Origin of the sequence: Roseobacter denitrificans OCh 114, assembly GCF_000014045.1 — a bacterium.
Taxonomy (GTDB): domain Bacteria; phylum Pseudomonadota; class Alphaproteobacteria; order Rhodobacterales; family Rhodobacteraceae; genus Roseobacter; species Roseobacter denitrificans.
Map to the genome: position 1 here is coordinate 2,614,957 of NC_008209.1, position 22,645 is coordinate 2,637,601.

Genomic DNA, 22,645 nt, shown 5'->3' on the forward strand with positions numbered 1-22,645 from the left:
GGTTCAACTCTAGGTTATGTCTGACGCCAAGTAGCGCCAAATTATGAACGCGCAGAGTGAGACAAGGCCGGAAACTTGACGCAGACGACGCGCCATCTGCCCATTGCACGGGCTGAATTCATTGCCCTGATGGCGATGATGTTTGCGACAATCGCTTTTTCGATTGATGCGATGCTGCCTGCGATGCCGGATATTGCAACGCAACTGACGCCGCTGGAGCCGACACGCGCCACGTTGATCATCACGTCCTTTGTGCTTGGTATGGGGATCGGCACGTTCTTTGCCGGGCCGCTGTCGGATGCTTTCGGGCGGCGAAACATCATGTTTCTGGGTGCCGGTCTTTATATTGCCGCTGCGGCTGTGGCCTGGGCCAGCCAGTCCCTCGAATTGATGTTGATTGCCCGCGTGTTTCAGGGAATCGGCGCGTCAGGCCCGCGCGTGGTCTGCATTGCGATCGTGCGCGATCTCTTCTCGGGGCGCGAAATGGCGCGGATCCTGTCGATCGTCATGATCATCTTCACCATTGTGCCAGCCTTTGCGCCCGCCATGGGCGTTGTTATCATCCACGTTGCCGGCTGGCGCAGTATTTTTCTGGCCTTTGTCATATTCTCACTGATCTCGGCGGTGTGGTTGGGCCTGCGCCTGCCCGAGACCTTGCCGGTGGAAAACAGACGCCCGCTGAAAATAGCGCTGATTGTGGATGCCGTGCGGCAAATGCTGCAACACCCGGTCGTGCGCATCTCGATCATGGTTCAAACACTTTCCATGGCCATGCTGTTTTCGCTACTGATGCTGATACAACCGGTTTACCAGTTTGTGTTCGACAAGCTTGAAACCTTCCCCTTCTGGTTCGGTGCCATTGCGCTGTCCTCGGCGCTTTCCAGTTTTCTGAACGCCATGTTGGTCGTGCGTTTTGGCATGCGCCGCCTGATCACCATCGGTCTGGCCATGCAGATTGGTCTGTCAACGCTCGTTCTGATGACCAGTGGGAGCGCTGCCGGTCAGGGCTTTGCCGTTTTTGCGATCTGGCAGGCGTTTGTGTTCTTTCAGGCCGGACTGTCCATTGGCAACCTCAATGCCATCGCGATGGAACCGATGGGCCATATCGCGGGCATGGCCGCGAGTGTGATCGGCGCGATTTCGACCGTGCTGGCCGCTGTGATCGCCTCGCCCGTCGGTCTGTTGTTTGACGGCACGATCAGACCGCTGGTTGGCACCATTTTGGTGCTGGCGCTGCTGGCCTTCCTGCTGATGATGTATATGGCGCGGGTTGAGGCGCGCGCGCAAAGCGCCTAGCCCGCCTTTGCTTTCTTGCGCTTTTTCTCGGCGATGACCTTTTCGGCGAGATCGCGCGCGATGGCAAACGCGCCTTTGATCTTGTCGGCATCCGCTTTCCAGTCGCGCCGCACGACGATCTTGTTGTCCTTGACCTTGGCCAGCCCGCGCTGATCCTCGATGAAGGACACAAGCCCCTGCGGTGAGGCGAATTTGTCGTTGTGAAACTGGATCGTTGCCCCCTTTGGCCCGCCATCCAACTTGGCGATCCCGGCCCGTTTGCACATCGCCTTGATGCGCACCACCAGCATCAACGTGTTGACCTCGCGCGGCAGCTTGCCGAACCGGTCGATCAATTCGGCGGCAAACCCTTCCAGTTCGACCTTGGTGGTGAGGCTGCTCAAACGACGATAAAGCCCCAGCCGCACATCCAGATCCGGCACATAGTCTTCGGGGATCAGCACCGGCACGCCGAGGTTGATCTGCGGGGCCCATTGATCGTCCGCCTCTGACAGTCCTTCCAATTCACCCGTGCGAATCTTGGCAATCGCTTCTTCGAGCATGGATTGATAAAGTTCAAAGCCCACATCGCGCATCTGACCCGATTGCTCTTCACCCAGCAGGTTGCCCGCGCCGCGAATGTCCAGATCCTGGCTGGCCAAGGTGAACCCTGCCCCCAGCGTATCAAGGCTGGAGAGCACACGCAGACGTTTTTCCGCCGTCGCCGTCAAACGCGCCCGTGGCTTTGTCGTCAGATAGGCATAGGCGCGGGTTTTCGACCGCCCGACGCGCCCCCTGATCTGATACAGCTGCGCCAGACCAAACATATCCGCCCGATGCACGATCATCGTATTGGCGGTTGGAATATCCAGACCGGATTCAACAATCGTCGTGGCCAGCAGGATGTCGAATTTACCGTCGTAAAAGGCATTCATCCGGTCATCAAGCTCACCTGCCGCCATCTGCCCATGCGCCACCACATAGGTCAGTTCGGGCAGTTGTTCGGTCAGGAACGCCTCGATCTCCGGCAGATCAGAGATGCGTGGCACCACATAAAACGACTGCCCGCCGCGATAGTGCTCGCGCAGCAAGGCCTCGCGCAGGGTCACCGTGTCAAATTCACTGACATAGGTGCGGATCGCCAGACGGTCCACGGGCGGTGTGCCAATGATGCTGAGGTCGCGCACGCCCGTGAGGCTCAGTTGCAGCGTGCGCGGGATCGGGGTCGCGGTCAGCGTCAGCACATGGATGTCCGTGCGCAGCTGTTTCAGGCGTTCCTTGTGGGTTACGCCAAAATGCTGTTCCTCGTCGATGATCAGCAATCCGAGGTTTTGAAAACGGATGCCCTGGGCCAGCAGCGCATGGGTTCCGATGACGATATCGACCGTGCCACGGCTCAAGCCCTCGCGTGTTTCATTGGCCTCCTTGGTCGGGACAAAGCGGCTGAGCTGGCGCACGTTGATCGGAAAACCGCGGAACCTTTCGGCAAAGCTCTTGTAGTGCTGGCGTGCCAGCAAAGTTGTCGGTGCAATCAGCGCGACCTGAACGCCCGACATGGCCGCCACAAAGGCCGCGCGCATCGCGACTTCTGTCTTGCCAAACCCAACATCCCCGCAGACCAGCCGATCCATCGGATTGCCCGACGTCAGATCGTCGATCACATCCGCGATGGCGCGCAGCTGGTCATCGGTTTCCGTATAGGGGAAGCGCGCGCTGAAGGCATCCCACATGCCCGGTGGCGGTTCCAGCACGGGCGCTTTGCGCAGCGCGCGTTCCGCTGCAACCCGGATCAGCTTGTCGGCCATCTCGCGGATGCGCTCTTTGAGGCGCGCTTTCTTGGCCTGCCAGGCCCCGCCACCAAGACGATCCAGCAGCCCTTCCTCGTGGCCGTATTTCGACAAAAGCTCAATATTTTCAACGGGCAGGTAGAGTTTCGAGGACTCCGCGTATTCCAGCAGAATACACTCATGGGCCGCCCCTGCCGCCGTAACGACCTCCAGCCCCTTGTAGCGCCCGATACCATGATCCACATGGACAATCAGATCGCCGGGGCTGAGCGATTCCGTTTCGGTCAGGAAGTTTTCGGCGCGGCGTTTGCGGCGGCTCGAGCGGATCAACCGGTCCCCCAGCACGTCCTGTTCGGATATGACCGTGAGGCCAGGGGCTTCAAACCCGTGTTCCAACGCCCAGACGGCGAGGTAAAGGCCACGTTTGCCGATCCGTGTCGCATCGGGCACCGGGATCGCTTCGGCCAGCCCTTCGTCTTCGATCAGCCCGGTCAGCCTTTCACGCGCGCCCTCCGAATAGCTGGCGATCAGCACCGGACCGCCTTCCATCTTTACCTTAATGTGATCAGCCAAAGCCCCGAAAAGGCTTAGGCTTTCCTGTTGTCGTTCAGGTGCAAAATTCCGCCCGATCCGCGCCCCTGCATCGGTGACATTCAACCCCGTCGGCTGTGGCAATGGGGCCAGTTGCAGCACGCGCCGCCCGCCAACTGCTGCGTCCCAAGCGGCACTGTTGAGGTAAAGCGCCTCCGGTGGGCAGGGTTTGTACACACTGTCCATCTTGGAGCGGTTGGACATGGCAATGCGGCGCGTTTCATATTGATCCGCGATGCTGTCCCAGCGTGCCTCTCGCGCGGCGGTGATCTGATCATCCAGCGACACAGAGGCCTGTGGCAAGTAATCAAATAGCGTCTCCAACCCATCGTGGAAAAACGGCAACCAGTGTTCCGCCCCTTGGTGCTTGCGCCCGGCGCTGATGGCTTCATACAGCGGATCATCCGTGCCTGCCGCGCCGAATTCGATCCGGTAGTTCTGGCGAAACCGTGTGATGGCAGCCTCATCCAGAATGATCTCGGAGACCGGCGCAAGCTCAACGAGGTCCAGCTTTTCGGTGGTGCGCTGCGTGGCGCTGTCAAAGCGGCGCGCGCCATCCAGAACGTCCCCGAACAGATCCAGCCGCACAGGCCCCATGTCGCCGGGTGGAAAAATATCAATAATCCCACCGCGCACCGCATAATCGCCGGGTTCGGTGACGGTCGGGCTTTGCACAAAGCCCATGCGCACCAGAAAATTGCGCAAGGCCTTTTCGTCGATCCGACTGCCAACGCGCGCGCTGAAGGCGGCATCCTTGAGCAGGTCGCGCGCCGGAATTTTCTGACTGGCGGCGTTCAGCGTGGTCAGCAGGATAAACCGCTCCGGCATGCCGTGGATCAACGCGGCGAGCGTCGCCATCCGCTGTGCGGAGATATCCGCATTGGGTGAGATGCGATCATAGGGCAGACAATCCCAGCCCGGAAAGACCACCACGGGCATATCTGGGGCCATGAAACGCAGCGCAGCCTGCAGCGCGGCCAGACGTTTGTCATCACGCGCGATATGCATCACCGGCGCGCTGCTCTTTGCAACTTCGTCAAGCAGCACGCGGGCATCATAGCCCTCGGGCACGCCGGAGATCGTGATATGGGTGTGCGCAGTCATGGGCTGCTTCAATTGTGTCTCAGCGCCGGAGTGTCAACCGCCCAATACGCCAATCGACAGGTTTTGGTACATTCCCCAAAGTGCTGTGACAAAGATCGACACAACGCCGATCATCTGAACATAGAGCCGATGGCGCGACAAACGTCGGCGCAAATGCTCACCCGTGGCGTCTTCGTCTCGGATCAGACGCGCGGTCGACAAGGAGAGCAACCCCACCAGTGACATCGGAAACCCCAGCAAGAACAGCGCCTGTGCGATCTCAAGCCCGTAGACAAAGCCCGTCAACAGCAGCGCGGTCAGGATAAAACACCCCAGCGCCAGCATCCACAATCCCGAAACCGTCGAGATGAACAGCAACCGGTTGGTGTTGATCCGCACCAGATCTTCGAGGTCCTGTTCCGCCTGTCCCCCGTTGCGGCGTGCACGCAGGACCATATCGAACGGAACACCAAGCACCCAATGGCTCGCCGTGGACCACAGTACCGCCAGCGCGATCCAGAACCAGAGGTTCGAAAAGGAGCGCATGTCGATCAGTTCAAAGATGCTGCTGTAAAGGTCCACGAGACGTGCTTTTCTTTTTGTCTTTCGGCACTCTTAGCGGGGCAATGTGGCAATTCCTAGCCTTGGCTTGGGGAAAAATACGTGGCAATCAGGATGTGTAACACAAAATGGACATTTGCGATGCGCCCGACACAAGCCCCCTTTCCCGCCACCCGTCTGCGCCGCCTGCGCCAAAGCCCGGCCATCCGTGCTTTGACGCGGCAGAACACGCTTACGGTGGATGATTTTATCTGGCCGGTTTTCGTGCGCGCCGGTGAGGGGATCAAGGAGGAGATCCCCTCGATGCCGGGTGTCTTTCGCCGGTCGGTCGATCAACTGGTGGAGGCTGCGCGCGAGGCGGCAGATCTGGGCATCCCCGCGATCTGCATCTTTCCCTATACCGGCATAGAAGAGCGTACAGAGGATTGCGCGGGCGCGTGGGATCCGGAAAACCACGTCAATCGGGCCATCCGCGCCATCAAACAGGCGGTGCCGGATATTGCGGTGATGACCGATGTGGCGCTGGATACCTATAACATCAACGGGCATGACGGCTTTGTCGAAAACGGAGAGATCGTCAACGACCGCACGGTCGAGGCGCTGGTCAAGATGACGCTGGCGCAGGCTGAGGCGGGCGCGGATATCATCGGCCCGTCGGATATGATGGATGGGCGGATCGGTGCGATGCGCGAAGGACTTGAAGCGGCGGGGCATCAGCGGGTCATGATCCTGAGCTATTCGGCGAAATATGCCTCCGCCTTTTACGGACCCTTCCGCGATGCGGTGGGGGCATCCGGTGCCTTGAGCGGTGACAAGAAGACCTACCAGATGGACCCCGGCAATTCCGATGAAGCCCTGCGTCTGATCGAACGCGATCTGCGCGAAGGGGCGGATATGGTCATGGTCAAACCCGGCATGCCCTATCTCGACATCTGCCGCCGGGTCAAAGATGCCTTTGGGGCGCCGACCTATGCCTATCAGGTGTCGGGCGAATACGCGATGATCCAGAGTGCGGCGGCCAATGGCTGGATCGACGGGGACAAGGTCATGATGGAAAGCCTGATGGCGTTCAAACGCGCGGGCTGTGATGGCATTCTGACCTATTTTGCCCCGGCAGCGGCACGTATCCTCAACCCGTAGCGAATTGCCGCTGAACACACCGCTTGCGCGTGACTTTGGTCTGCAATGCGCGTATTGTCCCGCATAAGTCGGGCAAACCGGCAGCAGAGCAATCAGATACAGGCAACATTATGGATAACTCACAGATATCGCGCCGGGTGTTTACCCTCGGCGCCTTCGCCGGACTCGGTGTAACAGCGGCTTGCGGTAACGGCGTCGGCACCAATAACGCAGCCCTTCTGGATGCGCGCGTCGCGGCGACGGAGCAGGAAATGTATCGCCTTTATCCGCACACGCGGGATCTGGCGGATAAGGCCAACGGGATGCTCGTGATGCCGCTGGTCACAGAAGCGGGTTTTGGCTTTGGTGGCGCTTATGGGCAGGGGGCCCTCAGGATCGATGGCGTGTCTGTCGACTATTACTCACTGTCAGAAGTATCAGGCGGGTTTCAAATCGGCGCCCAGCAATATGCGCATGTTCTTTTTTTCATGACAGATGACGCGCTGACTAGGTTTCGAAGATCGTCTGGATGGGCGGTTGGCGGCGATATTGAATACGTCATCTCCGATATCGGGGAAGGGGCGAGTGCCAACTCAACGACCGTTTTGACGCCCGTTCTGGCGGCAGTCTTCGGACGTGCGGGGCTCTTTGCCGGGGCGTCACTGGCCGGCAACAAATACAGCCGCATCATTCCCTGACACCCGAAAAATACATTCAGGGCGCGCCGGAACGCGCCCTGAGGCCCCGTTACCCCAAGGCCTGCAGGCGTTTGAACAGGCTGGATGTGTCCCAGCGGCCGCCACCCATTTTCTGAACGTCCTTGTAGAACTGATCCACCAGCGCCGTGACCGGCAGGCTGGCGCCCGTTTCATCGGCCGTGTCCAGACAGATACCCAGATCCTTGCGCATCCAATCCGTTGCAAAGCCGTGGTCAAAATGATCGTCCAGCATGGTTTCATAGCGGTTTGACATCTGCCAACTGCCCGCGGCACCCTGACTGATGACCTCAACGACCGCGCGCCCGTCCAGCCCTGCTTTCTCAGCAAAATGCAGCGCTTCGGACAGGCCCTGCACCAAACCGGCAATGGCAATCTGGTTGCACATCTTCGTCATCTGACCCGCGCCGCTCTCCCCGATCCGGCGGCAGATTTTCGAATACACCTCCATGATGGGCAAGGCGCGCGCATAAGCCCCCTCATCACCGCCACACATGATCGAGAGCACCGCGTTTTCCGCCCCCGCCTGCCCGCCTGAAATCGGCGCATCGACAAAGCTGATCTGTGCTTTATTCGCAGCCTCATAAAGCTCGCGCGTGACAGCGGCCGACACGGTCGTGTGATCCACGAAAACCGCCCCTGCAGACAGGCCCGCAAACGCCCCATCCGGCCCAAGACAAACCGCGCGCAAATCATCGTCGTTGCCCACACAGGCCATCACGAAATCAGCACCTGCGGCAGCCTTGGCCGGTGTGGGTGCCATGGCCCCGCCATGCGCCGCGACCCAGGCCTCGGCTTTTGCAGCGGTCCTGTTATAGACGGTCACATCATGCCCTGCTTTTTGCAGATGCCCTGCCATGGGCGCGCCCATCACGCCCAGTCCCAGAAATGCCAGTTTGGCCATTTGAAGCCCCCTTTTGGGTGTTGCGTTACCTTGCCCTCCTACCTAACAGTCAGAGGTCTAGGGTCAATTCATTCGAACCGGTTTCGACACGAGGGCGTCATGGCACAGGTCTTTACATGGCTATTGCGGATCGCGGGCACGCTGGTTGCGCTCATCGTGCTGGCCATTGTGATGATGTATTACCTCGGCACACGCTCCCTGCCCGACTACGATGACGTGCTGGACGTGCCCTACCTGAATGCCCCGGTCGAGATCGTGCGCGACAATGCCAACGTGCCACATATCTTCGGCAGCAATGACGAAGACGTGTTCTACGCCCTAGGGTACGCACATGCGCAGGACCGTCTGTGGCAAATGACACTGATGCGGCGCACCGCGCAGGGGCGTCTGTCGGAAGTCTTTGGCAGGGAAACCCTTGATATTGACAACATCATGCGTCGGCTGGACATCTATCCGCTGGCCGTGGCCTCGCTTGAGGCGCAGGATGAAAGGACGATGCGCATTTTACGCGCCTATGCCACGGGCGTGAATGCCCGGCTTGATCAGGTGAATGACGAAGCATTGGGTCGCGGCGCGCCTGAAATGTTCCTGTTCAATGCCCCCGTCGCGCCCTGGCGCCCGGCGGACTCCATGGCCATCATCAAGCTGATGGGTGTACGTCTCGCGCGCCATCTGGATACCGAAGTGATGCGCGCGCGCATGATCAAGGCTCTGCCAAATCCCGAGCGCATCATCGACATCCTGCCCGATGCGCCCGGCACGGGAACCGCCGCCCTGCCGGAATACGCGCATCTGCTGGGCCCGCCTGCGCATTTCGCTGGCCGTTCCGACATTCACACGCACCCTTTGTCACCTTTTGCCCCGGCTGAAATGGCGGGCGCATCGAACGTCTGGGCCGCCGCGCCCTCACGCTCCGCCTCCGGGGGCACGCTTCTGGCCAATGACCCGCATCTTGGTTTTTCCGCACCCGGTATCTGGTATCTGGCGCGGCTTGAGTTGCAATCAGGTGGCGTGATCGGCGGGACCATTCCGGGTATGCCGATTGTTCTGACCGGACGCAGCGACAGGCTGGGCTGGGGTCTGACCTCTGCCGGGATGGACGATCAGGACCTCTACCTCGAAGAGCTGCACCCCGAGAACAAGGACGAATACCGCACGCCATCAGGCTTCAAGAAGCTGACGTCCCGCAAGTCGATCATCAACATAAAGGACGAACCCCCGGTCACGATCACCATGCACTGGACCGACAATGGCCCGGTGTTGCCGGGCCGGTTGTATAACCTCGGTGATGTGATGCAGCCCGGCCATGCGATATCCCTGAGCTGGACGCTGCTGAGCCCGAATGACACCTCCATGATGGCCGCTCTGCGCCTTATGGAGGCGCAATCGGTGGAGGAAGGCTTTGCCCTGATGGAAGACTACATCGCCCCGGCGCAGAACCTGATGCTGGTGGACGCCGAGAACATCGGAATGAAGATGATCGGCGCCATGCCGCGCCGCGATGCCCGCCACGAGACGCAAGGCCGCCTGCCCAGCTATGGCTGGAAAGAGGAGAACCGCTGGCAGGGCACCTTTCCTTATGCCTCGAACCCTGAGTTCATTGCCCCCGCGGGCGGTATTCTGGGCAATACGAACAACAAGGTCGTCGAGCGCCCCTTCCCCAACCATGTATCGTTTGACTGGGGGGACACGCAGCGGGTCAAACGGTGGCAAAGGCTGATGCAGGCGCGTGAAGTACACACTCGGGACAGCTTCATAGAGGCACAGCTCGATGCGGTCAGTACATCCGCGCGCACATTGCTCGCCCTGATCGGCACCGAGCTTTGGTTTACCGGCGAGGCGGCCGAAGAAGGCACCCCGCTGCGCCGCCGCCAGCGCGCTCTGTCCCTGCTGGCGGAATGGTCCGGCGAAATGAACGAACACATGCCGGAACCCTTGATCTATTCTGCATGGGTGCGCAGCCTGCAATTGCGCATGGTGCAGGATGAACTTGGACCGCTTGCGGTTGAATTGACCCATGTGGAACCGCTGTTCATCGAACGGGCCTTCCGCGATGTGGAGGGCGCTTCGGTCTGGTGCGATGTCATCCAGTCCCAACCCATTGAGACCTGCGCAGATATGGCGCGGCTGGCGTTGGATGATGCGCTGATCTGGATCGGGGAAAACTGGGGCCAATCCCTCGAAACCCTGCGTTGGGGGGATGCGCATCAGGCCACGCATGATCATCCTGTGCTGGGCGACGTGCCGCTGTTGCGCTATTTTGTGAACATCCGCCAGTCGACCAATGGCGGCGACAATACGCTGCAACGGGGGCTGACGCGTGGATATGGCGACAACCCTTTCGCCAATGTGCATGGGGCGGGGTATCGCGGGGTCTATGATTTCGCCGATCCCGACAGTTCGGTATTCGTCACGTCAACCGGGCAATCGGGGCATTTCCTGTCGCGTCATTACGATGATATGGCGCAGCTTTGGCGGCGGGGCGAATACATCCCGATGTCGCTGGACGAAGACCTTGCACGGGCGGGCGCTGTTGGGGTCACGACGCTTCGGCCTGCCCCGTAAATGGCCCGCGTCATCCTGTTCAACAAACCCTTCGGGGTGCTGTCGCAATTCACCGACAAGGGCAGCGAAGGATCACCGCGCCCGACGCTTTCGGCCTTCATCGACGCGCCAGGGTTTTACCCCGCCGGACGGCTTGACAGGGACAGCGAGGGGCTGATGGTGCTGACCGATGACGGCAAGTTGCAGGCGCGCATCAGCAATCCCAAACACAAGATGACCAAGACCTACCTGGCACAGATCGAAGGCACACCGGAGCCACAGCACATCGAGGCGCTGCGCGCGGGCGTTCGTCTGAAAGACGGCATGACCCGTCCCGCGCAAGTTAGTGTCGCAACGCCGCCCGATACCCTGTGGGAGCGCAGCCCGCCCGTGCGGTTTCGCAAGACAGTGCCGGATGCGTGGCTGCAGATATCCATATCGGAAGGGCGCAATCGGCAGGTCCGGCGGATGTGCGCGCATGTGGGCTTGCCCTGTCTGCGCCTGATCCGGATGCGTATCGGGGATTGGGCGCTGAATGATCTGGTGCCGGGGGCCTGGCGGTTTGCAGCCCACAGCGGGCGGTGATCACAGGCGTTCGTATTTCGCTTCCTGATCGACTGTCCAGCGCACGGCAATTTCAAAACCATCTTCGGTCTGGTGCTCTTCCTCCACCAGTTCCTGTTCGAACAGCCACGCGCGTTTTCTGCCTTCGGAAAAGGACAGCGTCAGGGTCGCTGCGCGCTTTTTGCCCTGCAGGGTCTGGGTCACGGCAGCGAGCAGACCGTCAAGACCTTCACCGCTGAGCGCCGATATGGCAAAGACAGACGGGTCGCGGTCCGCGCGCGCGCGCATCGCATCCGCCTCACCCTCGGACAGCAAATCCAGCTTGTTCCACAGCTCGAAGGTGGGCCGGTCTTCTTCGACGCCCAAAGTGGTCATGATGTCCTGCACATCCTTGGCCTGCGCCTCGGTTTCCGGGTGCGAGATGTCCCTGACGTGGCAGATCACATCCGCCGCCAACACCTCCTCAAGCGTGGCGCGGAATGCTGCCACCAGTTCGGTGGGCAAATCCGAGATGAATCCAACCGTATCAGAGAGGATCACCTCCGGCCCATCCGGCAGGCGCAACCGGCGCATGGTGGGATCAAGCGTGGCAAAGAGCATGTCCTTGGCCATGACATCCGCGCCGGTCAAATGGTTGAACAGGGTCGATTTCCCGGCATTGGTATAGCCCACCAGCGCGATGATCGGATAGGGAATCTTGGCCCGCGCCGCCCGGTGCAGCGCGCGGGTCTTGACCACCTTCTCCAACTGGCGGCGCAGGCGCGTCAATTGATCGTCAATCGCGCGGCGGTCCGCCTCGATCTGGGTTTCACCGGGACCACCCACAAATCCCAAACCGCCCCTTTGGCGTTCAAGGTGGGTCCAGGCCCGCACCAGACGGGTCCGCTGATAGCTCAGCGCCGCCATCTCAACCTGCAACACCCCTTCGCGGGTTGCGGCGCGATCACTGAAAATTTCGAGGATCAGGCCCGTGCGGTCGAGCAGTTTGACACCCCATGCCTTTTCCAGATTGCGCTGCTGCACGGGGCTTACCGGACCGTCCACCAAAACCAGTTCGATCTCCTCGTCGTGCAGGCTCTTCTTGATTTCGTCGATCTTACCCGAGCCAAAGAGCATGCCGGCGCGCACGGTTTTCAGCGGCACAATGTCCGCGCCCACCACCTCAAGTTCGGGCAAGGCGCGCGCGAGTGAGACGGCTTCTGCCAGCGCATGTTCGGCCAGTCGGCGATCAGGGTCGGATTTTATTTCAGGATGCAGAACCCAGGCGCGGGTCACACGCGTCTGGATGGTTTCATCAATTTGAAAGGGTGGCTTGCTCAAGAAGCGTCTTCGCCCTCGTAAAGACTGATGGGCTGGCTCGGCATGATCGTGGAAATGGCATGCTTATACACCAGCTGCGATTGCCCATCCCGGCGCAACAACACGCAGAAATTGTCAAACCACGTGATCACGCCCTGCAGCTTCACTCCATTGATCAGAAAGATGGTCACAGGAACTTTTGTCTTGCGCACATGGTTCAGGAACGCATCCTGAAGGTTCTGTCTGTCCGACGCCATTGTCTTCCTCGCCTTTATTCTTGCCAGAGCCCGCAGATCGAACTCGTCCCTCGACGTGATTATGAAGCCCCGTTCCCGGAGTTTCCAGCCCTAAAAACAGTCCGTTACGGACCTAACCGTTCAATCGCTCAACTGCGCCATAAATCCGGCGTCAAAAGCGCGATGATCGCAAGGGTTTCCAAACGCCCCAGAACCATCGCCGCACAGAACACGGATTTCGCATATGGTCCCAGTTCGGCCAGTGAAATCGGCGTTTCCGTGGCAAGGTTCAACAAGGGGCCGGTGGTGGACAGGCCCGCAATGCTGAGCACGAGCGCATCCTCGAAAGCGACGCCGAAAAGGGCAAACAACAGCGTCAAGGCAGCCATCGTCATGGCAAAAAGCATGAAGAAAATCCATGCGATGAAGGCCCCGTTTCGCTGTAAGCGACGGCTCTCCTTTCCTGCGCGGCTCACCGAGGAGGGATGCACCAGCCGCTCAAGCTCGCGTTTTCCGTTGAGATAGAGTGCAAAGACGCGCAACAGTTTCACACCGCCTGCGGTCGTTGCAACCCCGCCCCCCATCAGCGCCAGCCCCATCAGGATCAGACCGGGTGTCTCAAGACCGGACCACGCCTGCGCCTGCGCCCAGTCCGCGCTGGCAAAACCGGTCGTCGTCAGAAAGGACATCACCGTGAAAACCGACCCCCAGAGGGCACGTATCGCCAACCAGAAGTCATCTTCGGCGGCCACATCAAAGGCACCGATCCAGTGGCGCAAAAACAGCACGAGTGGCACGCCGATCACGATCAGCATGCCAAGGCGGAACTCGGGGTCGGTCTGGATACCGCCCTGCGTGGCCGTCACCGTGTCCGAGGAAAACGTCAGCCGCGACAGCGCAAACAGCATGAACAGCAGCATCAGCACCTCGCCCGTGAGCCCCGAGCCACTGCCCTCAAGCCCGCCGATGGCAGAAATCCCCGACGTTGACATGATCGACATCGCATGCGTCAGCGCGACGAGGGACGGATCCCCGCTGATCAGCAAGAGCACCCAGAGCAGCAGCGTGAGACTGACGTAAATCGGCACCAGCGCCACCACAATCCGCATCAGTTTCTCGCGCGGGTTGGTCTTGTCGAGCTCGCCAAAACGGCTTTCGCGCTGGCCGGGTTCCGCTTGGGCCGTGACCTCAAACCCGCCCAGATTGAGCGGTGCAAGAATGGCCGACGCCGCGATCCACATCATCACGCCCCCCATCCAGGCAACCTGCGCGCGCCACAAATGAAGCGTGTTGTTCAAGCGGGAGGGGTCATCAAAGACCGTTGCGCCCGTGGTCGTGATCGCACTCACCATCTCGACATAGGCGTTGAGAAAACGCGTGGTCTGAAGGCTTTCATAAAGCGGCAGAGCCAAAAAGGCAGGCAGAAACACGAATGTCGCGAAAATCGACATGAGGTTTCCGAGCACCCCATGTCTGGGCGTGCGCCCGGTCTGGGCAATGACGATCATCGCAAAAATCACAATCCCGAAGAGGCCCGTGTAGAAAAACGCCCGCGAGGTTTCCAAAGAACGCGTCGCCCCGCTGTGCAGCGCGGGGATGATCATGGAGAACGCGGCCAGACCAAAGATCAGCACAAACAGCTGTTGATCCAGCAGGTAGGCCGACAGGGGTTTGCGGGGCGTTTTGTGAGCAGCGCGTGACATCGGATCAGAAAAAGTCGATCGAGACTTGCATCAACCGTTCAACTTCGGGCACGTCCTCGGCAAGGGCAAAGATGGCGACGATATCGCCTTCGTCAATGCGCGTGCTGCCCATGGGGCGGATGATCTTGTCACCCTTGCGCACCGCGCCGACCAGCACACCTTCGGGAAATTCGATATCTGCAATCCGGCTGCCCGCCAGCGGCGAGGTCGACAGCACCTCGGCTTCGATCACTTCGGCCTCTGCGTCGCCGACCGAATAGACCGCGCGCACCCTGCCGTGCCGGATGTGGCGCAGGATGGAGCTGACCGTCGTGGCGCGTGGGTTGATGTAGGCGTCAATGCCCAACGGCCCCATGAGCGGCACGAGGGTCGGGTCATTGATCAGCGCGATCACATAGGGGCAGCCCTCCGATTTGGCACGCACACAGGCCAGCATGTTGGTCTTGTCGTCATCGGTGATCGCCAGCATCGCATCCGCCCGCGCGATGCCCGCCTCCGCCAAGAGCCCTGAATCCAGACCATCGCCATTCAGCACGATGGTACGCTCCAACGCCTCGGCGGCGCGTTCGGCGCAGTGGCGGTTTTTTTCAATGACCTTGGTGCGCACGCGTTTGGCGCGCTGCTCAAGGGCCTGGGCCACCGCAAGACCAACGTTGCCGCCGCCCACAAGCACCACGCGTTCCTGCTTTGACTGTTTCTTGCCAAAGATTTCCATCGTTCGCGCAATATCCGCGACGTGGCAAAAGACGTAGCAGTCATCCCCGACAAAAAGCTGGTCCTTGGCCTCGGGCGCAAACAGGCTGCCTTCGCGCCGCACGCCAACGACCGTTGCGCGCAGCGTCGAAAACAGATCGGTGAGTTGCCGCAGCGGCGTGTTCACCACCGGGCATTCCTCTTCGATGGTGATGCCCAGCAGATGCGCCTTGCCGTCCATGAAGACTTCGGTGTCAAAGGCCGCTGGCGCAGACAGACGCTGCAGGGCGGCGGAGGCGACTTCCCTTTCGGGGCTGATCACCACGTCGATCGGCATGTGATCGCGCCTGTAAAGGTCGGAGTATATCGCCTCCAGATAGGACTGGCTGCGCAGACGCGCGATCTTGCGATTAACGCCGAAAACCGAATGGGCAATCTGGCACGTCACCATGTTGACTTCATCCGAATGGGTCGCGGCGATGATCATTTCCGCATCTTCCGCCCCGGCACGGGCCAGCACGTCGGGGTAGCTCGCAAAACCTGCGATCCCCTGCACATCCAGCGAATCCGTTGCGCGCCGCACGAGGTCAGGGTTGCTGTCCACGACGGTCACGTCATTGCGTTCGCCTGAAAGATGCCGCGCGATCTGCCAGCCCACCTGACCGGCACCGCAGATGATGACCTTCATGTTTACGTGTCCTTCAGGGCATGCCTAAGGCTTTCTGAATGGCAGATGGCCCGCACACGGTCAATTCAATTGTCTTGGGCAGCCAAAGCGGGCATTTTATCCCCATGGTGTGGTTCAGAATACTGCTGCTCGGCGGCAGCCTGCTTGCGGCCTGCGCCCCGATGGAGCTCTATTATCAAAGCGGTGGCAGTGTTGCGCGTATGCAGGACAACCTGCTGTCCTGTGAGGTCGCCGCCCTCAGGGACGCACCGGTGGCCTCAGAGATCAGACGCCGCCCGCCGGTGTTCGTGCCCCCACGACGGTATTGCACGGGCGGGCACTGCTATCATCGCGGCGGGTATTTCGTGGACGGGCAAGTCTACACGGTTGATGTCAATGCCCGTCTGCGCGGCGATCTGGAAGCGCGATGCATGCGCAACAAGGGCTATACCCCTGTCGAGATCCCGGATTGCCCTGCCCGTCTGGCGCGCGAGATCAGCCCCACACAGACCGACGTGATGCCGCCCTTGACGCCGGCAAGCTGTGTGATCCGCGACCGCAGCGGCATGTGGCAGATTGTCGAAACCGCGCCATAGCTTTTGTCGCTTTTGGTATGGCGAGTGCCTCGCGCTCTTTCTAAACCAATCATATGAATGCACTGATTCCCGAAACAGGCCCCGACCTTACCCCCATCAAAGCCGTCTCTCAGGCCTACGCGGCGTCACTGGACCGTGCGACGCCCGACACGGTGGCCGATGTTCTGACGGCCTATCAATCGGACAGGTGCCACTGGTTCGGCATGCACCCCTTTCACGAACAAACCGGGCCGCGTGATATCGCCAGGACCTTTTGGGCACCGTTCCTGACGTCCTTTTCGCGCCTGCAACGGCGCGAGGACATCTTTTTTGCCGGGCTGAACGAAATCGACGGCTTCAAGAGCACCTGGACCGCCTCCATGGGTCATTTTCTGGGGCTGTTCGATGCACCGTTTCTGGGCATTCCGGCCACGGGCAAGATCGCCATGCTGCGCTATGCGGAGTTCAACCGGGTTGAAAACGGCAAGATCACGCAATCCGCGCTCTTTGTGGATATTTTGCATCTGATGGCGCAAGCGGGAATACATCCGCTGAATGCGCCGCAAACGGGCGCGCAACTGGTGCAGCCCGGCCCCCGCACGCATGACGGCCTGGTGATGAAACCACAGCCCCATGCGGAATCGCAGAAAACGCTGGCGCGGATCAACAATATGATCGGCTCGATAGATCATGCCAATGCCGCCGCAAAGCCCCCCTCACCGCAGGAAGAACTGCGCGTGGATTGGCAGGATGACATGGTCTGGTGGGGGCCAACCGGGATCGGCGCGACCTACACGATTGACCGCTACATAAAGCAGCACCAAGGCCCCTTTCGCCGCGCGATGGAGGGGCGTGTGCTGAACGGCCATCTGTGCCGCATGGCCGAGGGGACATACGGCGGCTTTTTTGGCTGGCCAAACCTCACGCTGACCAACAGGAACGGTTTCATGGGCGTGCCCGGCAACGACATCCGCGCCGATATGCGCGTGGTCGATATCTACCGGCGCGAGGGCGACAAGCTGGTTGAGAACTGGGTCTTTATCGACATGCTGCATTTTCTCAAGATGCAAGGTGTCGATGTTCTGGCGCAGATCAACGTCCATAGCGTCTGACGAAACACATGAAACATCACGTAACGCGTTGAAATCATTGATTTCAGGCAGCGTTGCGTACTTCAGGTTTTTCGCATGACGCTTTAGCCCACCGCCTCGGCATCCTCATCAATATGCGCAACCCGCGTGCCGGATTTGGCCGATGTCACAACGCCGAGCGATTTGAGTTTACGGTGTAGCGCGCTGCGTTCCATCCCGACGAAATTCGCCGTTTTCGAGATGTTGCCGCCAAAGCGGTTGATCTGCGTCAGCAGGTATTCCCGCTCGAATGCTTCACGCGCTTCGCGCAGGGCAAGCGTAGCGAGGGCACCTGACAGGACGATCCCGCTGTCGCTATTGCCGCCTTCCTCGATGCCCGGCAACTCGCGCGCTTCAATCGGCCCGTTGCTGTCGCCGAGGATCAGCACCCGTTCGATCAGGTTTTTCAACTGGCGCACGTTGCCCGGCCATTGCATCGTTTGCATCAGCGCGATGGCATCCTCGCTGAGTTCACGCAAGGCCAGACCTTGGGACGCATTCATTTCCGCGATGAAAGCCGCTGCCAACTCCGGGATATCCTCGCGGCGGTCTTCCAGCGATGGCACCGCGATCGGCACCACATTCAGCCGGTGATAGAGTTCCTGACGGAAGGTCCCTGCAGCAATCGCCTGTTCAAGATTGCGACTGGTCGATGAGATCACCCGCAAATCGACGCGCACCGTGTCATTGCCCCCGACCCGCTGGAATTGCTGGTCAACCAGCACCCGCAGGATCTTCGACTGCGTGCCCTCGGGCATATCGGCCACTTCATCAAAATAGATGATGCCACCATGCGCCTCTTCCAGCAGGCCCGGTTCGATACCACGTTCAGATGATTCCCGCCCGAACAGCACCTCTTCCATACGATCCGGCGCAACACCGGCGCAGTTCACCGTCACAAAGGGTGCGGAGGCACGGTTGGAATTGGTGTGAATATACCGCGCTGCCAGTTCCTTGCCGCAGCCTGCCGGCCCCGTCAGCATCACGCGTCCATTGGATTTCGTGACCTTGTCCAGCTGGCTCACCATGGTGCGGAAGGCCGCAGACGAACCGATCATATCCGCAGCTGACACGTCCCGGCGTTTCAGGCTCTGGTTTTCCTGGCGCAGACGCGATGTCTCCATCGCCCGGCGGATCACCACGAGTAACTGGTCGATGTTAAAGGGTTTTTCGATGAAATCATACGCCCCCTGTTTGATGGCTGCGACCGCGATTTCGATATTGCCATGCCCGGAAATGATCACCACCGGCACATCGGGATTGTCGCGTTTGACCGCCTTGAGAATATCAATCCCATCCATGCGGCTGTCTTTCAGCCAGATATCGAGGATGATCAGCGCAGGCGCTTCCGCGTTGATGGCCGACATCGCATCGTCCGAATTTCCGGCGAGCCGGGTGGCATAGCCTTCGTCAATCAGAATATCCGAGATCAGTTCGCGAATATCGCGTTCATCATCAACAATCAGAATATCACTCATGGGTCAGGAGTCCTTCTTGCGGGAGTGTTTTTTCGGGTTGCGAGGCAACGATGGGCAGCATGATCACCGCCATCGCGCCAACATGGGTATCCGTGCCAAAGGCAGGCGCATCTTCGAGGGCGAGCGTGCCGCCGTGTTCTTCGATAATCTTTTTCACAATCGGCAGGCCAAGGCCGGTGCCTTCGCTGCGCGTCGTGACATAGGGTTCAAACAGCCGCGCGCGATCTTCCGGCAGACCGATCCCATTGTCCGCAATGGTGATCGTTGCGCGGTTCTTGCCCGCTTTCAAGGCCACACGGATTGTCGGCGAATAACCCGGCGGTGCGCTCTTTTCCAACAGGCTTTCAATGGCTTCTCCGGCGTTCTTAATCAGATTTGTCAACGCCTGCGTGATCATCGTCGCATCCAGATCGCTGGGTACGACGCTATCGGGCACGTCGCTTTCGAAACGCACGTTGGGCTGGCCGGTTTCCTGCAGCAGCACCGCATCGCGCACGAGGGCAGCCAGATCAATTTCCCGACGCTCAGGTTCTGGCATGCGGGCAAATTTCGAAAACTCATCCACGATGCGCCGCAGATCACCGGTTTGGCGCACGATCACATCGGTCATCTGTTCAAGCGCTTCGCTATCCTCTCCGACCCGCGGTGAGAACTTGCGCTTGATGCGCTCTGCAGACAGCTGGATCGGGGTCAGCGGGTTCTTGATTTCATGCGCAATGCGGCGCGCCACATCCCCCCATGCCGCCATGCGCTGCGCGCTCACCAGATCAGTCACGTCGTCAAAAGCGACCACATACCCCTCAAGCGTCCCATCTTCGGAGCGGCGGGTCGCCATCCGCACCAACAGGTTTTCAAGACGCCCCTGACGGGTCACTTTCACCTCGCCCTGAACGGTTTCGGTCGGTGAACTCTTGATCGCGTCAAAGAGGTTGGCAAATTCAGGCACCACCGCGACAAGGGCCAGCGACTGGCGGTCCTCGTGCCAATCCAGCAGACGTTCCGCCGAACGGTTCACGAATTTCACGCGCCCGGTTGGGTCCAGTCCCACAACACCAGAGGTCACGGAACTCAGCACGGAATCAAACAGACGGCGGCGGCGTTCGATCTGTTCGGTGTTTTCCACCAGCGTTTCCCGCTGCAACTTCAACTGCTTGGTCATCTGGTTGAAATAGCGGCTGAGCATCGCGATCTCGTCGTTGCCATCTTCTTCGCGCACCTGCACGTTCAGATCACCGGCACCGACCCGCTGGGCCGCCCCCGTCAAACGCCCCACCGGGCCCGACAGCCGCTCTGCAAACCACAGGCCCAGCCAGATCGCCGCCAAGATGAGGATCAGGGCGAAGGCGAGATACAACAGGCCAAATTCAAACAACAGCCGCCCGCGTTCGCTTTCGAGTTGCTGGTAAAGGCGCACTGTTTCCTGCGTTTCATCCAGCAATGACAGTATCTCACCGTCAACATCACGGCTGACATACAGGAAGCGATCCACAAATGAGGACAGCCGCACAAGCGCGCGGAATTCATTGTTCGCCCAATCCTCGATCACCACGACATCCCCGGTGCTGGCCTGCCGCAGCTGGGCCTGCGTCGGGGCCTCGTAGTCAAAGAGATATGAGCGATCGCCACGGGCCCGGATATCTGCCGTGCCGTCAATCAGATAGGCCTCGCGCAGGCCCCGCTGAATCTGCCGCTGCCCATCGGCCAGGAGTTCGCTGTCAGAAATGATAACCCCGCGCTGGCGCGCCTTGTTGATCAATGCGGCCAGCACGCGCGCATCCTCCGCCAGATCGACACGTTGCTCGGCCTCGTAGGCTTGCGCGGCGGCCAGTGAATTTCCGACAACCTCTCTGACGCGATCTGAAAACCACCCCTCCAGACCGACATTGACGGTCAGCCCCGCAAAGATGGCGACCGTCACCGTGGGGATCAGCGCAAGCAGCGCAAAAACACCGGTGAGGCGCAAATGCAGCCGGGAACCCGCAGATTTCGCGCGCCGCGCTGCGATCAACCGGCCCACCTGCGCCAGAACCAATGCCGCAACCACGAGAATATAGACGAGATCGGCCAGCAGGATCAGCCGCAAGCCAAGCGTATTGCCCGCCTGCCCCAAAGGCCCAAGGATAAGATAGGTCGCCAAAGCCAAAACCGGCCCCAGCACAACAAGGCCAAGCGTTGCAGCGCTGCGCACACGTTTAATGCGACGCAGCCGTCCCAGCTTCATCCACAGTGATTTTTCCACAATGGAAACCACTCAAGATCCTCGCATATGATGGTGCGCCATGGGCGCGAACCGCTCTATTTTGTGGTCCTGAACAAGGGGTGTCCCCTGATGGCCACGTTTGTGTGGCAGTTTTACATCAATTTGCGACGCCGTGTCACCTCTATATCCAGATCGGTGATCTTTTTTCTGAGCGTATTGCGATTTATCCCAAGTAAATCAGCACATTTGGCCTGATTCCCGCCCGTGGCCTCCAGTGCGATTTCGATCAGCGGCGCTTCGACCTCGCGCAGGATGCGCGCATAAAGGCCCGACGGCGGCAACATATTGCCATGCAAATCGAAATACCGCCGCAAGTGGCGTTCGACAGAGGCCCCCAGTTTTTCGGTATTGCCCGCCGCGCGCATCGGTTCGAGGTCAGGCTGCGCCCCCAGCACCTGCTCAACCTCGGACGCGGTGATTTCCGCCGCGCGGCTGGTCAGGCCGAGCCGTCTGATGGCGTTTTCCAACTGCCGCACATTGCCGGGCCAACTGTAGTTTCGGAAAATCTCGGCCGCCGCATCCGACAGGCTGCGCGGTGCCGCACCGGAGCTTTCGGCGCGGGTCAGAAAATGCTCTGCCAACAGCGGAATATCATCAACCCGTTCGCGCAGGGATGGCACTGTCAGGGTTGCGCCACTCAGGCGATAATAAAGGTCTTTGCGCACATTGCCCGCCTCCATGGCACCGGCGAGGTCCGTCTGGCTGGTGGCCAGAAAGCGCGGGGCGTATTCGCCCGGCGAATCCATCATGCGCACCAGCCGCGCCTGCAACTCTTCTGGCAGATCGGCGATTTCCTCCACCAACAAGGTGCCGCCCTTGACCCGCGCCAAAAGACGTGCGGGGCCCTCAAGTTCCTGCAAATCCGCCGCCGTGGCAGAGACAAACGGCAAGCTGCGCCTGTCGGAGAAGTCATGTATTGCCCGCGATATCAATGATTTGCCCGTGCCGGATTCCCCCCAGATCAATACCGGAAGATCCGCGTTCATCACCCGCGCAACGACCCGGTAAAGCGATTGCATCACGGCGGTGCGCCCCACGAGCGGGAGATCATCGGGGCGATCATCGCTGATCTCGGGCGCGCGGCGGTTCTGCTGCTGCATTTCAAGGGCACGGGCCGTCCGCTTCATCAGATCAGGCAGATCAAAGGGCTTGGGCAGGTAATCATAGGCCTCGGCCTCAGCCGCCTTGATGGCCGTCATGATGGTATTTTGTGCAGAGATCACGATCACCGGCAGGCCGGGCCGGTCCTGTGCAATCTTTGGCAACATCTCAAGACCATTCCCATCGGGCATCATCACATCAGAGATCACCACATCGCCTTTGCCCTCGCCCACCCATCGCAGCAACGTGGTCAGGCTGGAGGTCGCATGTACCTTGCATCCGGCCCGCGTCAGCGCTTGCGTCAGGACGGTGCGAATTGTCCGATCATCATCTGCTACAAGTATTGTCCCGTCCATGGC

At 60.0% G+C, this 22,645-nt stretch carries 17 protein-coding genes; 7 read left to right on the forward strand and 10 right to left on the reverse strand.

Annotated features, from left to right (window positions below):
• The first annotated feature begins 75 nt into the window (after nt 1-75).
• Nucleotides 76-1,296 (forward strand): MFS transporter, encoded by a 1,221-nt coding sequence (locus RD1_RS12600; protein WP_011568895.1) that lies wholly within the window; start codon nt 76-78, stop codon nt 1,294-1,296.
• On the opposite strand, the gene mfd is transcribed toward RD1_RS12600, so the two are convergent.
• Both mfd and RD1_RS12610 read right to left on the reverse strand, forming a co-directional pair.
• Nucleotides 1,293-4,757, reverse strand: coding sequence for a transcription-repair coupling factor (mfd, locus tag RD1_RS12605; protein ID WP_011568896.1), 3,465 nt, complete (start codon nt 4,755-4,757; stop codon nt 1,293-1,295). The genes RD1_RS12600 and mfd overlap by 4 nt on opposite strands.
• Nucleotides 4,758-4,790: 33 nt before the next feature.
• The gene (locus tag RD1_RS12610) at nt 4,791-5,318 is read right to left on the reverse strand and encodes a hypothetical protein (protein WP_011568897.1); all 528 of its coding nucleotides are present in this window, start codon (nt 5,316-5,318) and stop codon (nt 4,791-4,793) included.
• A 120-nt stretch (nt 5,319-5,438) separates the two neighbouring features.
• Between RD1_RS12610 and hemB the strand changes: the two genes are divergently transcribed.
• Together hemB and RD1_RS12620 are read left to right on the forward strand one after the other, a co-directional pair.
• The gene (hemB, locus tag RD1_RS12615; RefSeq protein WP_011568898.1) at nt 5,439-6,437 is read left to right on the forward strand and encodes a porphobilinogen synthase; all 999 of its coding nucleotides are present in this window, start codon (nt 5,439-5,441) and stop codon (nt 6,435-6,437) included.
• A gap of 110 nt (nt 6,438-6,547) precedes the next feature.
• Complete coding sequence (locus tag RD1_RS12620) at nt 6,548-7,114, forward strand: YSC84-related protein (protein ID WP_011568899.1); 567 nt, start codon at nt 6,548-6,550, stop codon at nt 7,112-7,114.
• Nucleotides 7,115-7,163: 49 nt separating this feature from the next.
• Here RD1_RS12620 and RD1_RS12625 read toward each other — a convergent pair whose 3' ends face one another.
• The gene (locus tag RD1_RS12625) at nt 7,164-8,036 is read right to left on the reverse strand and encodes an NAD(P)-dependent oxidoreductase (RefSeq protein ID WP_011568900.1); all 873 of its coding nucleotides are present in this window, start codon (nt 8,034-8,036) and stop codon (nt 7,164-7,166) included.
• A 99-nt stretch (nt 8,037-8,135) separates the two neighbouring features.
• Here RD1_RS12625 and RD1_RS12630 point away from each other — a divergent pair, with 99 nt between their 5' ends.
• On the forward strand, nt 8,136-10,601 hold the full coding sequence (locus RD1_RS12630; protein ID WP_011568901.1) for a penicillin acylase family protein: 2,466 nt from the start codon (nt 8,136-8,138) through the stop codon (nt 10,599-10,601).
• Nucleotides 10,602-11,165 carry a pseudouridine synthase gene (locus tag RD1_RS12635; RefSeq protein ID WP_011568902.1) on the forward strand — a complete coding sequence of 188 codons (564 nt, stop codon included), beginning with the start codon at nt 10,602-10,604 and terminating at the stop codon, nt 11,163-11,165.
• On the opposite strand, the gene hflX is transcribed toward RD1_RS12635, so the two are convergent.
• The 4 genes from hflX to trkA form a co-directional block, all read right to left on the reverse strand.
• Nucleotides 11,166-12,464 (reverse strand): GTPase HflX, encoded by a 1,299-nt coding sequence (gene hflX, locus RD1_RS12640; RefSeq protein WP_011568903.1) that lies wholly within the window; start codon nt 12,462-12,464, stop codon nt 11,166-11,168.
• Entirely contained in the window at nt 12,461-12,700 is a 240-nt protein-coding gene (gene hfq, locus RD1_RS12645; protein WP_007119530.1) for an RNA chaperone Hfq, read from the reverse strand. The genes hflX and hfq overlap by 4 nt, the downstream gene beginning before the upstream one ends.
• A gap of 128 nt (nt 12,701-12,828) precedes the next feature.
• Entirely contained in the window at nt 12,829-14,382 is a 1,554-nt protein-coding gene (locus RD1_RS12650) for a TrkH family potassium uptake protein (protein WP_011568904.1), read from the reverse strand.
• A 4-nt stretch (nt 14,383-14,386) separates the two neighbouring features.
• Nucleotides 14,387-15,763, reverse strand: coding sequence for a Trk system potassium transporter TrkA (gene trkA, locus RD1_RS12655; RefSeq protein ID WP_011568905.1), 1,377 nt, complete (start codon nt 15,761-15,763; stop codon nt 14,387-14,389).
• Between the two features lie 38 nt (nt 15,764-15,801).
• Here trkA and RD1_RS12660 point away from each other — a divergent pair, with 38 nt between their 5' ends.
• A complete protein-coding gene (locus RD1_RS12660) occupies nt 15,802-16,338 on the forward strand; it encodes a hypothetical protein (protein WP_011568906.1) in 537 nt (178 codons plus the stop codon).
• Nucleotides 16,339-16,391: 53 nt separating this feature from the next.
• Nucleotides 16,392-17,429 (forward strand): ester cyclase, encoded by a 1,038-nt coding sequence (locus RD1_RS12665; protein ID WP_011568907.1) that lies wholly within the window; start codon nt 16,392-16,394, stop codon nt 17,427-17,429.
• Between the two features lie 83 nt (nt 17,430-17,512).
• On the opposite strand, the gene RD1_RS12670 is transcribed toward RD1_RS12665, so the two are convergent.
• The 3 genes from RD1_RS12670 to RD1_RS12680 form a co-directional block, all read right to left on the reverse strand.
• Nucleotides 17,513-18,925, reverse strand: a complete 1,413-nt coding sequence (locus RD1_RS12670) for a sigma-54-dependent transcriptional regulator (RefSeq protein ID WP_011568908.1) — start codon at nt 18,923-18,925, stop codon at nt 17,513-17,515.
• Nucleotides 18,918-21,146, reverse strand: a complete 2,229-nt coding sequence (locus RD1_RS12675) for a sensor histidine kinase NtrY-like (RefSeq protein ID WP_050759137.1) — start codon at nt 21,144-21,146, stop codon at nt 18,918-18,920. Before RD1_RS12675 ends, RD1_RS12670 begins: the two co-directional genes overlap by 8 nt.
• Nucleotides 21,147-21,277: 131 nt before the next feature.
• A complete protein-coding gene (locus RD1_RS12680) occupies nt 21,278-22,642 on the reverse strand; it encodes a response regulator (protein ID WP_011568910.1) in 1,365 nt (454 codons plus the stop codon).
• Nucleotides 22,643-22,645: the final 3 nt, after the last annotated feature.